Genomic DNA, 14308 nt, shown 5'->3' with positions numbered 1-14308 from the left:
GAATGAATATGTGGATAGGGTTTAGATGGTTTAAAAAGAAAACGATATTACCGCTGATAGCCTTTATATGGATCCTTATTCTTCCTGGAATGGCTTTAGCGCATACTGGATTAGAAAGCTCAAGCCCAAAGGAAGGGGAAGTAGTTACTGCAGAGCTTACGAAAATCAGCTTGGTTTTTAAATCAAAAGTAGAAAGCTTAAGTACTTTTCAACTATTCAATAAAGAAAACCAGAAAATAGACGTGTTGGATTTACAAATTAATGAGACAACGATGACAGGCACGTTGGCTAAGCCAGCAGCCAATGGAGGATACCAGGTCCAATGGAATATCGTAGGGACAGACGGCCACCCGATTAAAGGCCAGTTCTCCTTTCAAGTGGACCGGCCTGCCAGCGATAGCGCAAAAATAGAAATACCTGAGCAAACGGCCAGCAAGCCAGGCACAGACCTAAAACCGGAGGCGCCAAAGGTAGAACCTTCGGTTCCAGCCACTCCTAGCCAACCAGCAGAAATCATGGCCAACCCACCAGAGAAAAATACAGATAATTCCATGCTCCTCTACATTCTCATTGTATTAGCTGTTCTTTTGGGGCTTACTATTTACAGCCTAAAAAAACGGAGGAAATGAAATGTACGTAGTTAGTGAAGCCATACTCTATATCTGTTTTGCCCTATTGGTGGGCGGGTCTTTAATTAACCTTATTCCAGAATCAAAAAAGCCCTCTATCATCATCCATAACCATGTCATATTGGGGGCAATCGTTGGGATCGTTATTTTTTCATTTGTGCAGATCATCCAGCTTATTATTTTCTTTAGGGTCAATTTAGGCTATGAAATCGGGTTTATTACCTACAAGGTCATTACGGATTATAAAATCGGGAATGCTTGGGTTTTGACGCTATTAATAGCCATCGCCCTTTTATACCTGCACAAATTAGGCGACACCTCAAGCATCTATAGATTTAAATGGAAAGGAATCTTTGCCCTATCTATTCTCTTGGTAGGCTGTTTTGGATGGGCAAGCCATTCAGCTACGGTTTATGAATGGCAAGGTTTCATGGCGCAGTCGATCCATTTTCTTGCTGTCACGATTTGGGTCGGGGTGATGATGGTTGTAGGTTGGTTTGCCAAGGGCAGCCAGAACTGGCCGGCATTCCTGAGGTGGTTCTCACCGCTATCGATCAGTTGTGTGGTTGTTGCCATTTCAGCTGGATTCTTTTTGATGAGCAAGTTAACCCCCCAGTATATAGACTCATGGATGACCTCATATGGCCAAGCTTTATTGGTCAAGCATCTTCTCATTATCCCCTTGTTAGGCATAGCTTGGATTAACGGTTTTTTGCTAAAAAGGTGGGTCATTAAAAATCCAACTTACAGCCCATTGCCATGGCTAAGGGCGGAAAGCATTGTCGTTTTGATGGTTTTGGTGGCAACTGCCTATATGGCAAAACAATCACCCCCACATGATGATCTCCAGGCCTTTTTAAAAGAAGAAGCGCCTTCATCTCTATTTGTATGGTTGACTGGTTTTGACCACGGCCAAGGCAATAGCATCCTATTGGGTTATAATCCGGTTAGCCTAGTTTTTGGTGGGGTATCGGCCTTAGCACTTTTGCTAGGCATGCCATTATCATGGAAAAGAAAATCCTATGGACTGGCCGTGGGGGCTGGACTGCTATTTGTTGGTACCGGCTATTTATCTTTAATGTTTGCAGTCAGGTAAAACCAAACTATCCACACCGTAATTGGATACTGGAAAGGATCTTGTACATGCTCGCACTAGTCGCAATGATTACCATTACAGGTTCTTTTTTTAGTGGAGCCTTTGTCCTATTTTTTCAACATAAACCCAAAAGGGGTACGGTGTCACTTATCCTTGGTTTCATCAGCCTCTATGTATTTTATTATGGTATCTATAACGGATGGATGGCCATTCCAGAGCAAAAATGAGGAGTTACGGATGAATGAAGAAACCAACCCGATTTTTGGATAAATGGAAATCCAAACGCCAATTAGGCAAAAAAAGTTCTCCATTATCTTCTTGCTTATACGATTGGGTTTACGGCCCCTTTTTCTCTTGTTATATACGGACCAAATGACAAAAATTACGATAGTGCTGATCCGCTTATATGGAGGATTTACCGGTTTCTAAAGTGCGGAGAATCCTTGTTAATGGAAAGACGATAACATTCAAAAGAGGTGCATGATGGCTAAAAGCAAAAGTGGCTCGAAAACGATGGTTCTCCTTACGCTCGCCGTTCTAGTTGTATTATTTTCATTATTCCTGGTTACAAGAATGAGCGGAAAAGTAGACCAAACGGAGGCTTTAAAAAATCAACCTTCCTTAGAAAACCAGCCGACCATGGGCAATCCAAGCGCAGGCATTAATATTGTGGAGTTTGGTGATTATAAATGCCCATCCTGTAAAGCTTGGGGAGAGCAGGTATTCCCGCAATTAAAGAAAGAGTATATGGATACCGGCAAAGCCAAATTTTCTTATATTAACGTGCTTTTCCATGGTGAAGAGTCTAAACTGGGTGCGCTCGCGGCAGAATCTGTGTTTGCACAGGACAACGATGCCTATTGGAAATTCCATAAACAATTATTCGATACCCAGCCTCGTGAAAACCACGATGCACCTTGGATTACTGTAGATGTCCTTTTGAATATCGCAAAAGCTTATGCACCCCAAGTGGATGCCAAGAAAGTAGGAGACGATATCAAAAACCAGATCACGATGCCCCAAGTAAATATAGATGAACAATTAGTGAAAACTTATAATATCCAACAAACACCAAGTTTAATGATCAATGGGGTGATGGTTAAAAATCCCTTTGATTACAATGAAATCACTTCAATCATCAATAAGAGGTGAGAAGATGCAGACGGTGAAACAAAAGTTGAACTTATTGGATTACACGTTATATTTGGCTTGGGTTGTTTCTGTAGTAGCCACTTTGGGAAGCCTATATTTTAGCGAAATCATGGGCTATATCCCTTGCGAGCTTTGCTGGTACCAACGGATCATGATGTACCCCCTAAGCCTTATTTTGGGGATAGCAGCCTACACCAATGAGAAGAATCTTAAAAAATATATCTTGCCGATGTCTGTTGTAGGGGGATGTATTTCGTTATTCCATTACCTGGAGCAAAAGGTCCCTTATTTAGCGACGATAAAACCTTGTACGCGAGGTGTGCCTTGCAATGTGGACTATATCAATTGGTTTGGGTTTGTAACGATTCCGTTCCTTGCCTTGATTGCATTTATCCTGATCACGTTGTTGATGGCATGGACACGCCCAAATGGCGCCCGGAGTGACGGATAATAATAGAAAACATTGACATCCATGCAATAGGGGGAATATAATAGGCCTATCTCACAAACGCATGAATATATGTTCATGTGTTTTAGACTAGGGGGTGTCATTTATGGAAGCCGCTAAAGAATTAGTTAAAAAGGAGTTTCTGTTAGAGGGTTTGGATTGTGCAAACTGTGCAATGAAGATCGAAAATGGAGTCAAGAAAATTTCAGGGATATCCTCTTGCTCCGTGAATTTTATGACGAAAACATTAACATTGGAAACGGAACATGAGCAGGAAGAAACGGTCGTTGAAGAAACCAAGAAGAAAGTTAAACAATTGGAGCCACATATACATGTAAAAGAAAAAGGTGCTAATGGAAATACGCTAAAGAAAACAAGTTTGGATGCTCACGGTCATGACCATGGCAAAGAAGGTCAAAAGCACGACCGTCCGGGGCATGACCAACATGATGAAGAAGAGGGGCATAGCCATGGGGATGAAGCACATAACCACGGCCATGAAGGGCACAGCCACGACCATGGGGGCAAAAACACATCGCGTATGATCCTGCGATTGGCGATCGGCTCCATCTTGGGTGGAATTGCACTATTAGCCCCAGTTAACGGTTATGTGGAGTTGGGCCTGTTCTTTCTAGCTTATATCATCATTGGCGGAGATATTGTTCTCCAAGCTATTAAAAATATAGGCAGAGGGCAAGTATTTGATGAGTATTTCCTGATGTCACTAGCAACGATTGGTGCATTTGCTGTCCAACAATATCCTGAAGGCGTTGCGGTTATGTTGTTTTATCAGGTAGGTGAATTATTCCAAAGCATAGCGGTTAATAAGTCCCGTAAATCGATTACCGCATTGATGGATATCCGTCCTGATTTTGCAAACGTCAAGTCTGGAAATGACATCAAACGGGTGTCGCCGGAAGAAGTCCAAATTGGCGAGCATATCGTTATAAAGCCGGGAGAAAAAGTCCCGTTGGATGGGAAAGTTATCGAAGGGCAATCGATGGTGGATACCTCAGCTTTAACAGGGGAGTCCATTCCCCGTGAAGTCGAAGTGGGCAACGATGTATTAAGCGGGTTCATCAACAAAAATGGGGTATTAACCGTCGAAGTCACCAAAGTTTTCGGGGAATCTACCGTCTCCAAAATTTTAGATTTAGTACAAAATGCTAGCAATAAAAAAGCACCCACAGAAAATTTTATAACCAAGTTTGCACGCTACTATACACCTGTCGTAGTCATTGGTGCATTGTTGTTAGCCATTGTCCCTCCTTTACTCATTCCAGGCGCAACCTTTTCAGATTGGATCTATCGGGCTTTAGTATTTTTGGTCATCTCTTGTCCATGTGCCCTTGTGATCTCGATCCCTCTTGGATTTTTTGGAGGCATAGGCGCTGCTTCAAAGTCGGGCATTCTGGTGAAAGGCAGCAATTACTTAGAAGCATTAAACCATGTTAAATATGTCGTATTTGATAAAACGGGAACCTTAACTAAAGGTGCATTCAAGGTAACAGCTATACAGCCGTCAGGTGCATTATCCAAGGATGAGCTATTGGAAGTTGCGGCAATGGCAGAAATGCATTCCAACCACCCGATTGCAGAGTCGATACGGACTGCATATGGCAAAGATATCAACAAAGAGAGTATAGTAGGATACAATGAAATTTCCGGCCATGGCATCCAGGTTACGGTCAATGGCAAAGAGGTACTGGCAGGTAATGTAAAGTTGATGCAGAAAGAAAACATTGCCTTCCAGAAGCCCAATGAAGTCGGCACTACGGTCCATATCGCGATAGATAAGCAATATGCGGGCTACCTTGTCATCGCAGATGAGATCAAAGAGGACGCATTGAAAGCAATCCAGTCGTTGAAAGCACTGGGCATCAAAAAGACCATTATGCTCACAGGTGATGTCAAATCTGTTGGGGAGGCAGTTGGCCGCCAGCTTGGCTTGGATGAAGTCCACTCCGAATTGCTTCCGCAGGACAAGGTCGAGGAAATTGAAAAGCTGGATAGGCTGAAGTCGCCCAAAGAAAAGATCTTGTTTGTCGGGGATGGCATCAATGACACACCTGTACTGGCTAGGGCGGACGTAGGGATGGCGATGGGTGGTTTAGGGTCTGACGCAGCCATTGAAGCCGCGGACATCGTGATCATGACGGATGAGCCTTCCAAGATAGCTACAGCCATCCATATAGCCAAACGGACACGCAATATCGTATGGCAAAACATCTTTTTTGCCCTCGGAGTTAAAGGTGTGTTTCTTATATTAGGTGCTTTTGGAATAGCCACGATGTGGGAAGCCGTATTTTCAGATGTCGGTGTCACTTTACTTGCTGTATTAAATGCCATGCGGGTGCTGCGAACGCAGGCATGATTCAATGACACAAAAGTTCTATATAGTTTAATACACTCCTGCTGTCCATTGAGATGGCAGGATTTTTGTATTCTTTAAGTTTTATGCAACATACGAAAACCTGTTCTGAAAATTGGATTATAGAAGGTGCCCATAATCATGATTGGGTATTCAAAAGTTTCCAGAATGCCGATTTAATTATTTTTTTGGATACACCTTATACAAAATTAAGCGTCAAATCGAGCACACATGGAAGTGAGCCCAGTACGATGAGAATATGAGTATAGCGGCCGCGCGAGGCATAGATAGGGAATAGAGAAGGCAAGGTAAGCCAAATAGCCCTCCACTGTACATGGAGAGCCATACGTTTGCCTTATTTTGAGAATAGGCGGCAGGTCAGCGGCAAGGATGGCGACCAGGGCGCCAGTTTGCTCAAAGCATCTGGATCTTTCGGATCTGCAAGCTGTGGCAACTGCTCAAACAGATGCTGGAGGTACAGCTGTGGCTTCAGCCCATTAGCCTTTGCCGTTTCCGCGATGCTATAGATCATAGCGCTGGCCGAAGTGCGCAAGGACCTGCTGGGAACGCTGCGGAATCGGGAACTGGCGCAGGCCCGCCAAGGACATTGCCGCCGAAACCGGCTTGGAGCACCGCCCAACGGCGGACGGGCAGCGCGTGGCCGGGATCTACCGGCGCTCCGTCATGCTCGCCAGCGGGCGAGGATCACGCGCTGCCCGCGCCGGGCGCTACGCGATACTGGACGACGGCATGGGATTCAGACTGGTGCCGTGGCGGCCAGTGATCGAGCAGCGGCTGGGGCAGCAGATCGCCGCGACGGTACGCGGCGGTGGCGTGTCGTGGGAAATCGGGAGGCAACGCAGCATATCAATTTGAGCCATCCACGATTAGGTCAAAATTTATTTTTCCTGTTTGTTGGGCGTTGCCTGGACATGATTTGAGTTTCTGGAACCGTCACCGCACGCTGATGCCGTCGAGGAACAAGCTGACCAAATGAGCAATGCGAGATTTCGGCGAGCCATCTCGTTCAACAGCAAGGGAGATCGCGGTTACGACGTACACCAGATCATCGAAGGTGATATCGGAACGAATAACCCCGGCCTTCTGCGCATGGTCCAGCAACCGCACCCCCTCCTCGATTGTCGCATGGCAACCCGGCGTACCGACTTGAAGAACAGTTCCTAGTGAGGCAGTAAGGCCACGATAAACGCTCGTGTGCAGGACGAGTTCTTCAAGATAGGCACGTACCGCACTTGCTGGATCAAGCCCGGCAGCTCTTTCCCGACTGGCTTGTGCGAATGACAAGAAGCGGTCGTTGTAGGATGCAGCCAAGAGTGCGTCGCGCGTAGGAAAGCGCCGGTAGAGCGTTCCGATTCCAACACCCGCCCGCTTTGCAACGTCTTCCAGCGAAACACCAGCACCTCGCTCCAGGAAGACATCTTCAGCCGCAGCAAGGATACGTTCGCGGTTTCGTTGGGCGTCTGCCCGCAGTGGATTTACTTCAGTCAATGCGGTTCAACCCCCTAACCTTGGACAGTTTCGTCCTAATGCTTTCGTGCCGTAAAAACGTCTTTTCACCGACATTTCCTCCGCTCTCTTTAGTGTAATGGAAGTCGGAGAAAGTGTCAAAAGGGATTAGGGGGCTAAAAAGCAATGGTGTTTTTCTCGTTGTCACTTGCAAAGTGGAGGGTGACTCCGTATAATAAGTGGAGTAATCATCCACTTTAAGAGAAAGAGGGTAGAAGAAATGACGAAGCGATTTGAAAACAAGGTCGTGGTGATCACGGGCGGTAGTGATGGCATCGGCTTGATGACGGCAAAACTCTTCGCGACAGAAGGCGCGCATGTGTACATCACAGGGCGTCAGCAAGAACGACTGGACGAGGCCGTGAAGGGGATCGGCCGCGGTGCCGTCGGCGTCCAGGGAGACGTCAGCAACTTCGCCGACCTCGATCGACTCTACGAGCGCATCCAGCGTGACCACGGCAAGGTTGACGTCGTGTTTGCTAACGCAGGAATTTCCGAGTCCGCACCACTCGGCGGCATCGAGGAAGCGCACTTCGATCGTGTGTTCACCACGAACGTAAAGGGTTTGGTCTTCACCGTACAGAAGGCGTTGCCACTAATGAAGGCTGGAGGCACGGTGATCCTTACAGGATCGGCGTCGGGCAGTAAAGGGCTTCCCAATTTGTCGATCTATAGTGCCACGAAGGCCGCGATCCGCTCGCTCGCGCGCACGTGGACGACCGACCTTAAAAGCCAGGGCATCCGCGTGAATGTGGTTTCCCCTGGAGTGATCCTCACGCCGGCACTCCAGACGTATCTTCGAGACAACGAGGGGGCCGAGGAGGCGCTGAAGCAGATGACGCCATTCGGGAGACTCGGCCAGGCAGATGAGGTCGCCAAAGCGGTGCTATTCCTGGCATCGAACGAGAGCAGTTTCATCGCGGGCGAAGAACTGTTTGTGGATGGCGGTTTCATGGCGGTCTGACGACCCCTCAGCAATATCGAATGTGAGACACGAAGGAGGCGGGGAATAACAAATGGAACTTCGTCACCTTCGTTGTTTCTTGGCTGTTGCCGAAGAACTCCACTTCGCCCGTGCAGCGGAGAAGCTGCATATCGAGCAATCGCCTCTGTCGCGCACCATCAAGGAACTGGAAGAAGACCTTGGCGAACAATCGTTCGTCCACACCAACCTTAGCACGCGCCTGTCACAAGCGGGTAGGCTTTCTGGGTAAGCGTAAAATAGCCCCCACCTTGAAACAAAGTGAGGACTAGAATATGCTTATTTCTTGGGGATTTTGCATATCTCCGGCAGCATAGCTGACCAAGGAAGTAATGCATCAATATTCTCAAGATGTTTTGTATCTAAATTGGGCAATTGCTCAAAGAGATATTTAAGGTATTCAAAAGGATTCAGCCCATTTTCTTTAGCGGTTTCCATTAGATACATGCCGGATATCGCGTTCAATGGCCGGCCAAAAACCGACAAGGATGCTTGCCCGCCCGCGTTGTCTGATAATCGTACAGAATAATCGGCGGAACCCCTCGCCCCGTACGGTACAACCACATATATGATTTTTGGCTTGCCGTTCGCCCAGGCTCATGAAGCACCTGTAATGGCGTTTCATCCGCTTGCAGTACTTCCTGTTTCAAAAGAAGCTAATGCATGCGCTCATAGACCAAGTTTAGCCATGGGTCTGCACCATGCAGCATCCAGTTGGCCAGGGTTTGACGAGACAATTCAATCCCTAATCGTTCGAATTGCTTTTCCTAGCGATACAAAGGCATGCTCTCCACATATTTTTGGCTCATGACATAGGCCATAATGGAAGGAGATACGAGACTTTTAGGAAGTATGGGTGCAGGCATAGAAGCACGCAAGATGGTGGGATGAATTTCGGTACGCTCACAAAGCCTACATAACTCCGTCCTGACCTCCGTGCTCATCTCATGCAGAGGTCCATTGCAGCAAGGACACACTTGTTCCGCCTCAGACAGCCGATATTCAATGACTTCCGTAGGCAGATCTTTAAGCATGTTTTCGCGGTGACCGACTTGCTTACGGCGTTTGTACGTAATGGATTCTAGCGTGGGCTCTGCTAAAGCCAGTTGAGCTTCCTTCTCCGCTTCATCAAACAGATCTAACTGGTCTGGAGGCGTTTTTTCGCTGGATGCACCGAAGAGTCTATGCTGGCTTAAGCGAAACTGCTCTTCAAACCATTTCACTTTGGCTGCCAATTCAGCATTTTGCTTCTCGAGCTTCATGCCAGCATTGGGCGAAGGCAGCGGTGAACGACATGGGCTCGCGCATGGTCGTAAGCGGCAGCGGTACTGAAGGGTTCAATCCTGATCAAGAAATTACACGCGCGGAGTTTGCAGCGATTATGGTTCGGGGATTGGGACTGAAGCTAGAGGGCGGTTCAAGTCCATTTGCGGATGTGAAGACTACGGATTGGTATAACAGCGTGATCCAAACCGCTAATGCGCACAGGCTGATCAGCGGGTTTGAAGACGGCAGCTTCCGTCCGATGGACAAGATTACGCGGGAACAAGCGATGGCGATCATCACGAGAGCGATGGCGATAACCGGTCTTGCGGCGAGCCTTCCAGCTCAAGCTGCAGGAGAGCAGCTGAGCCCCTTCGCGGATGCGGGCAGCGCATCAGAGTGGGCGAAGGACAGTATCGCCGACTGCTTGCAAGCAGGAATTGTTACTGGCAGAAACAGCACGGAGCTTGCGCCCAAAGCGTATATCTCAAGAGCGGAGGTCGCAGCCATCGTGCAGAGGCTTCTGCAAAAGTCTGAATTGATTTAACTTATTCGGAAAGATTTCAAGGTTATTCTACAAGCGGGGAAAAAACTGCTTGCAGAATAACCTTTTTTCATTCCCGTGGCGGAACATATAATGACACCTAAGAAAAGAGTGTCCACCCTATGGTATAAACTAAAAAAGCTAATTTGTTTTTAGGCAGGTTGTAAAGAAATACCGTTACAATCCTGCAAGGCGTAAAGTAATTTTAACGACAGAAACACATTGACACATACTGTAGGGTGGTATAGTATATGAATTAAGTCGCGCTTTCAATCGAATCGATTAAAGCTGATACGATCTATGATCAGGGACGATGCATCAATGGAGAACTGCGCCCCAATCAATTGATTCCGTTTGCAATTACGTACTATAAAAACTGAGATATACTGTACTGGGGTACACTACAATAATAAAGGGGAATACCTATGATTGTAAGACTACTTGGAATGGGTCTGTTATCGGCGGTTTTGTTATCATCTTGTACAGCCAAGCAGCCTGAGGACCACAACCAGCATAATGCTGCAAGCAGCGGTAATGAACAAGGGCAACATGCAGGACATGGGACAGCCGAGCCCGCTCCCAGCATGAATGTAAAAGCAACATGGAAACTTTCTGCTGACAACCCCCCATCCAACCAGAAGGCCAACATTTCGATACAAATTGATGATTCTAAGGGCGTGCCTGTCGAGAAGTTTGAAGTGAACCATGAAAAACAATTGCATCTTATTTTAGTTAGTAAAGACCTCAGCTATTTTGATCACATTCATCCGGAGTACATGGGCAAAGGGTTATTTGAGATCAGCACCATATTTCCTAAGGATGGGGATTATAAATTAATCGCTGATTTTGTCCCTACCGGCACCCAGCAAAAGACAGAAAGCCACTGGATACAAGTTGGAAACGATAAAGCTCCTATAGAAAGCATAACTCCCGATTCAAGCCTAACTAAAACAGTCGATAATAAAGAGATTACGCTCCAATTTGATAAACTGCAGGCAGGCAAGGAAGTTCAAATGAATTTTTCCTTTACAGACAGCAAGACAAAATCTCCGATTACGAACCTTCAACCTTATCTAGGCGCTGTAGGGCATGTCGTTATCATTAGCAGCGATGTGGAACAGTATATTCACAATCATCCTCTGGAAGAGAAAGCAACAGGACCTGATGCCAAGTTTGCTACTTCTTTCCCCAAAAGCGGCGTCTACAAAATATGGGGGCAATTTCAACAAAACGGGCAATTGTTTATCGTTCCCTTCGTCGTTCAAGTGCCGTAAATTGCATTCTGTTATAAAAGCAAGACTCTACCGCTCGTACCGGCTTTGCCGAGATCAATCTTCCCCTCTGCGAATATCCCCATCCGTTAAAGCTAAATCGAATGTAATGAGTTAATCCTGAATGACGGAAATGTTGTTTTCCCCGCCTACATATATGCGGTTCGTTCGCGGGTTTAGCGCCAAATTACCTGACCTTTTACTAGTACGAAGAGATGCGATACGCTTCAGGCTGCTGCCATTATAGACGGACAAGGGAGCTGTCCCGGTCTCTGGAAATTCCGAAATGAACAAATGGTTCGTATTTGGATTAATCAGCACACTAGTAAAAGTAGGAATAGTTAAGGTTTTGATCACTCGGTTTGTGTTGCCATTTATGACAAACAGTCGCCCCTTTACTGAAACTTGCGCACTTGTTACATAAAGCCGATTCATTACTGGGTTAAGAATGATGTCACTTTGCAGTCTGCCGAGTTGAATGTTGCGAACCGTATTCGTTCGGAGGTCTAAAACGGAGCAGAAACGGCTTAGGTTGTTAGCGATATAGAGACGGTTCGTCTTCGTATTTAAGGCCGGTGTTGTTACCGGATTCCGCCCCACTTTTACTGTCGTCAGGATGGTATTATTACTTCCATCAATCACGGATACTGTATCTTTGACCGTATTGGTCACATAAATACGGTTGGTCAATTCATTAATTGTAATTTGGGAGGGTCGGCCAGGGAATTTGATTCTTTTTTGTACCTTGTTGGTATTTCCGTTCAGGACAGCGACATAGGCGTTATTAGACGATAAGGATATTGTCGCCGTATAAATTAAATTTGTACGGGTATTGACCGCAATGTTATCGCAGCGTTCGCCCACTTTGATCGTAGTGATGACCCGGTTCGTTCGGCCATTAATAACGGAAACGGTACCGTCACGGAAGTTTGTAAGATAGATACGGTTTGTTCGCGGATTGACAACCATGTGGAAAGGCAATCGACCCGTTTTCAGCGTGGTTATGATTTTGTTCGTTTTCCCGTCAAGAATGCCTAGTTCGTTTTCACCTTGAACAAAATATATGCGGTTTGTCACTGGATTTATGGCTATATTTGCGACCGGGCTGCTTACAGAAATAGATGCAATAATGCGAGGTAATGATTGTTTTACTTGTAGCTTCGAGACGCGCAAAGCTATACGTTTCATGCTTGCCCCCCTTCCAATAATAGGCTCATGCTCCATGCATTATATTCATGCCATTACGGTAGGGAACTGAATCGATATTTGAACCTGGGGAAATATGCCAAGGTAGTACAGGGAATGGAGGGGAAGCCGCAATACCGCAAACGGGTTCCCTTTTTTTTACGGATGAAAATAAGCAATCGATAAGAAATATAGTAGCTGGTTCATGTTATAATCTAGATAACAATCATGCAATTACAACAATATGTGTTTAACCAATAATGAATGGGAGGAATGGGCTTGAGCAAGCAAATCAAACTGCTAGTTGGCACAAACAAGGGGGTATTTGTATACACATCGAGTACGGATAGGGTTCATTGGAAGTTAAATGGTCCCTATTTGTCTGGATGGGAATCTTACAGTGTTTATGGAGATAGCACCAACGGCGATCGGCTATTTGTTGGTACTTCCCACGCGGCTTATGGCACTACGATTCGCGTAAGTGAAGATTTCGGGCTAACCTGGACCCAGATTGAGAACGGCCCCAAATATTCAGAAGCAAGCGGCTTTCATCTAAACCGCATTTGGCAAATCACATCTGGAGCACCTTCCGAGCCTAATACGCTATATGCCGGAGTTGAGGAGGCAGGTATATTTGTTAGTCGTGATGCAGGACGAGCCTGGACGGAATTGAATGCGCTTACTAAGCATCCCACCCGACCGGGATGGTTCCCAGGTGCAGGTGGAATGTGCTTGCATACAATTCTGGTGCATCCGGAAAACCCCAAGCGGATTTGGGTTGCTATCTCAGCAGTTGGTGTATTCCGTTCTGACGATGGCGGGGAATCATGGAATTCCTGTAATACAGGATTGGCAAGGGTTCCTACAGGCCAGCCATATCCTGAAGTGGGCTATTGCATTCATAAAATGGTGCTTGACCCCGACAACCCCGATATTCTGTATATGCAGGAGCATAAAGGCGTATTTAAATCCGAGAACGGAGGGGATTCATGGTATCCAATCGAGGAGGGTCTTTCGATGCAGGATGGCGAAAGTCCGTTCGGATTTCCGATTTGTATATCCCATACGGGAGACGTGTTCCTGATTCCGCTGGAAAGCTCCGAGCAGCGTACGATGAAGGACGGTAAAATGCTTGTATACAGGCGTAATCGGGATGAGGCAGCATGGCTCCCTATTGGTGATGTTGTTCCTGAGGAGCAGCGGCATGTAAGTGTGCTTCGGGATGCGATGGATGTTGATACATTAGATCCATACGGTTTGTATTTTGGCACAACATCCGGCGAATTGTATGGCTCGCTGGACAGAGGGGTCAACTGGCAGCGACTGCCTGGGCAACTTTCGCGTATTTTATCTGTTAAGGTGTGGGAGGTTGATGTCGAAGATGGAATTAGCAGTTAGCGTCCCATCCTTGCTAAGGGACTGTACCGGCGGCAAAAGCCATTTTACATTAGAAGCCGATACGTTGGATCATGCTATGAAACGTCTGTTGGCTGACTATCCGCTCCTTAACCACCATATCTTCGATGAGGCTGGTAAGTTGCGCCAGCATGTGCTCATTTATTACAATGAGGATAATATTGAATGGCTTGAGCATCGGCAGATTCCATTGCAGGTCGGTGACAAGCTAATGGTACTGCAGGCAGTATCTGGCGGCTAAGATTAGTAATCTCTTCCCAACCCAACAAAGCTGTAAATTAAAAGAGCCTAAGGAATTAAACTAGACCCTTAGTCAAGGACACTTAAAAAAAAGAGTGCTAGGCCACACATAAGAGATGATTCCTGTACTGAACAGGAGTCATCTTTTTTAGTCCCCACTGATATCTGTGATGATTATAATAAC

The 14308-nt window shown here is 46.4% G+C and carries 16 protein-coding genes and 2 pseudogenes; 12 read left to right on the top strand and 6 right to left on the bottom strand.

The features are described 5' to 3' along the window. Positions 1-2: 2 nt before the first annotated feature. From G9U52_RS00085 to G9U52_RS00065, 5 genes are all read left to right on the top strand, one after another. Positions 3-629, top strand: a complete 627-nt coding sequence (locus tag G9U52_RS00085; protein WP_166144359.1) for a copper resistance CopC family protein — start codon at positions 3-5, stop codon at positions 627-629. Between the two features lies 1 nt (position 630). After that, a complete protein-coding gene (locus G9U52_RS00080; RefSeq protein WP_166144356.1) occupies positions 631-1725 on the top strand; it encodes a CopD family protein in 1095 nt (364 codons plus the stop codon). Between the two features lie 483 nt (positions 1726-2208). Beyond that, positions 2209-2877: a thioredoxin domain-containing protein gene (locus G9U52_RS00075; RefSeq protein ID WP_166144353.1), complete on the top strand. Its 669-nt coding sequence runs from the start codon at positions 2209-2211 to the stop codon at positions 2875-2877. 4 nt (positions 2878-2881) lie between these two features. After that, the gene (locus G9U52_RS00070) at positions 2882-3328 is read left to right on the top strand and encodes a disulfide oxidoreductase (protein WP_166144350.1); all 447 of its coding nucleotides are present in this window, start codon (positions 2882-2884) and stop codon (positions 3326-3328) included. Positions 3329-3431: 103 nt separating this feature from the next. Further along, positions 3432-5699: a heavy metal translocating P-type ATPase gene (locus tag G9U52_RS00065; protein WP_166144347.1), complete on the top strand. Its 2268-nt coding sequence runs from the start codon at positions 3432-3434 to the stop codon at positions 5697-5699. A gap of 352 nt (positions 5700-6051) precedes the next feature. Here G9U52_RS00065 and G9U52_RS00060 read toward each other — a convergent pair. After that, positions 6052-6237 (bottom strand): annotated as a pseudogene (locus G9U52_RS00060) (transposase domain-containing protein); the annotation flags it as partial. An 83-nt stretch (positions 6238-6320) separates the two neighbouring features. Between G9U52_RS00060 and G9U52_RS41550 the strand changes: the two are divergent. Next, positions 6321-6572: a DUF3363 domain-containing protein gene (locus G9U52_RS41550; RefSeq protein ID WP_207952728.1), complete on the top strand. Its 252-nt coding sequence runs from the start codon at positions 6321-6323 to the stop codon at positions 6570-6572. Between the two features lie 78 nt (positions 6573-6650). On the opposite strand, the gene G9U52_RS00050 is transcribed toward G9U52_RS41550, so the two are convergent. Continuing rightward, the gene (locus G9U52_RS00050; protein ID WP_166144344.1) at positions 6651-7205 is read right to left on the bottom strand and encodes a TetR/AcrR family transcriptional regulator; all 555 of its coding nucleotides are present in this window, start codon (positions 7203-7205) and stop codon (positions 6651-6653) included. A 238-nt stretch (positions 7206-7443) separates the two neighbouring features. Here G9U52_RS00050 and G9U52_RS00045 point away from each other — a divergent pair, with 238 nt between their 5' ends. Further along, on the top strand, positions 7444-8187 hold the full coding sequence (locus tag G9U52_RS00045) for an SDR family NAD(P)-dependent oxidoreductase (RefSeq protein WP_166144341.1): 744 nt from the start codon (positions 7444-7446) through the stop codon (positions 8185-8187). 52 nt (positions 8188-8239) lie between these two features. Next, a complete protein-coding gene (locus G9U52_RS00040; RefSeq protein ID WP_207952727.1) occupies positions 8240-8437 on the top strand; it encodes a LysR family transcriptional regulator in 198 nt (65 codons plus the stop codon). Positions 8438-8484: 47 nt separating this feature from the next. Here the strand turns inward: G9U52_RS00040 and G9U52_RS41545 are convergent, their stop codons facing one another. Together G9U52_RS41545 and G9U52_RS00035 are read right to left on the bottom strand one after the other, a co-directional pair. After that, on the bottom strand, positions 8485-8643 hold the full coding sequence (locus tag G9U52_RS41545) for a transposase domain-containing protein (RefSeq protein WP_375790210.1): 159 nt from the start codon (positions 8641-8643) through the stop codon (positions 8485-8487). 29 nt (positions 8644-8672) lie between these two features. After that, positions 8673-9467, bottom strand: a pseudogene (locus G9U52_RS00035) (transposase); the annotation flags it as partial. On the opposite strand from G9U52_RS00035, the gene G9U52_RS00030 reads away from it, so the two are divergent. Together G9U52_RS00030 and G9U52_RS00025 are read left to right on the top strand one after the other, a co-directional pair. Next, entirely contained in the window at positions 9374-10015 is a 642-nt protein-coding gene (locus G9U52_RS00030; RefSeq protein WP_166144338.1) for an S-layer homology domain-containing protein, read from the top strand. The pseudogene G9U52_RS00035 and the gene G9U52_RS00030 sit on opposite strands and share 94 nt — an antisense overlap. A 422-nt stretch (positions 10016-10437) precedes the next feature. After that, a complete protein-coding gene (locus G9U52_RS00025) occupies positions 10438-11286 on the top strand; it encodes a DUF8832 domain-containing protein (RefSeq protein ID WP_166144335.1) in 849 nt (282 codons plus the stop codon). A gap of 111 nt (positions 11287-11397) precedes the next feature. Here the strand turns inward: G9U52_RS00025 and G9U52_RS00020 are convergent, their stop codons facing one another. Beyond that, positions 11398-12471: a YncE family protein gene (locus G9U52_RS00020; RefSeq protein WP_166144332.1), complete on the bottom strand. Its 1074-nt coding sequence runs from the start codon at positions 12469-12471 to the stop codon at positions 11398-11400. 276 nt (positions 12472-12747) lie between these two features. Between G9U52_RS00020 and G9U52_RS00015 the strand changes: the two genes are divergently transcribed. Together G9U52_RS00015 and G9U52_RS00010 are read left to right on the top strand one after the other, a co-directional pair. After that, positions 12748-13866 (top strand): WD40/YVTN/BNR-like repeat-containing protein, encoded by a 1119-nt coding sequence (locus tag G9U52_RS00015; protein ID WP_166144329.1) that lies wholly within the window; start codon positions 12748-12750, stop codon positions 13864-13866. Then, positions 13850-14125, top strand: coding sequence for a MoaD/ThiS family protein (locus tag G9U52_RS00010; protein ID WP_166144326.1), 276 nt, complete (start codon positions 13850-13852; stop codon positions 14123-14125). Before G9U52_RS00015 ends, G9U52_RS00010 begins: the two co-directional genes overlap by 17 nt. A gap of 97 nt (positions 14126-14222) precedes the next feature. On the opposite strand, the gene G9U52_RS00005 is transcribed toward G9U52_RS00010, so the two are convergent. Beyond that, positions 14223-14308, bottom strand: an 86-nt coding sequence (locus tag G9U52_RS00005) for an IS3 family transposase (RefSeq protein ID WP_166146575.1), incomplete at its 5' end; no start/stop codon positions are given.

The sequence above is a fragment of the Paenibacillus agricola genome, from assembly GCF_011440305.1.
GTDB classification, from domain to species: domain Bacteria; phylum Bacillota; class Bacilli; order Paenibacillales; family NBRC-103111; genus Paenibacillus_S; species Paenibacillus_S agricola.
The sequence above is the reverse complement of the archived record's forward strand: the minus strand, read 5'-3'. Positions and strand labels throughout refer to the sequence as shown.

What these genes read in the sequence shown, in the direction of transcription:
- G9U52_RS00040 (WP_207952727.1), top strand. Translation starts at nt 8,240, where the DNA reads ATGGAACTTCGTCACCTTCGTTGTTTCTTGGCTGTTGCCGAAGAACTC.
- G9U52_RS00045 (WP_166144341.1), top strand. Translation starts at nt 7,444, where the DNA reads ATGACGAAGCGATTTGAAAACAAGGTCGTGGTGATCACGGGCGGTAGT.
- G9U52_RS00020 (WP_166144332.1), bottom strand. Translation starts at nt 12,471, where the DNA reads ATGAAACGTATAGCTTTGCGCGTCTCGAAGCTACAAGTAAAACAATCA.
- G9U52_RS00065 (WP_166144347.1), top strand. Translation starts at nt 3,432, where the DNA reads ATGGAAGCCGCTAAAGAATTAGTTAAAAAGGAGTTTCTGTTAGAGGGT.
- G9U52_RS00025 (WP_166144335.1), top strand. Translation starts at nt 10,438, where the DNA reads ATGATTGTAAGACTACTTGGAATGGGTCTGTTATCGGCGGTTTTGTTA.
- G9U52_RS00080 (WP_166144356.1), top strand. Translation starts at nt 631, where the DNA reads ATGTACGTAGTTAGTGAAGCCATACTCTATATCTGTTTTGCCCTATTG.
- G9U52_RS41545 (WP_375790210.1), bottom strand. Translation starts at nt 8,643, where the DNA reads ATGGAAACCGCTAAAGAAAATGGGCTGAATCCTTTTGAATACCTTAAA.
- G9U52_RS00030 (WP_166144338.1), top strand. Translation starts at nt 9,374, where the DNA reads ATGCACCGAAGAGTCTATGCTGGCTTAAGCGAAACTGCTCTTCAAACC.
- G9U52_RS00070 (WP_166144350.1), top strand. Translation starts at nt 2,882, where the DNA reads ATGCAGACGGTGAAACAAAAGTTGAACTTATTGGATTACACGTTATAT.
- G9U52_RS00075 (WP_166144353.1), top strand. Translation starts at nt 2,209, where the DNA reads ATGGCTAAAAGCAAAAGTGGCTCGAAAACGATGGTTCTCCTTACGCTC.
- G9U52_RS00085 (WP_166144359.1), top strand. Translation starts at nt 3, where the DNA reads ATGAATATGTGGATAGGGTTTAGATGGTTTAAAAAGAAAACGATATTA.
- G9U52_RS00010 (WP_166144326.1), top strand. Translation starts at nt 13,850, where the DNA reads ATGGAATTAGCAGTTAGCGTCCCATCCTTGCTAAGGGACTGTACCGGC.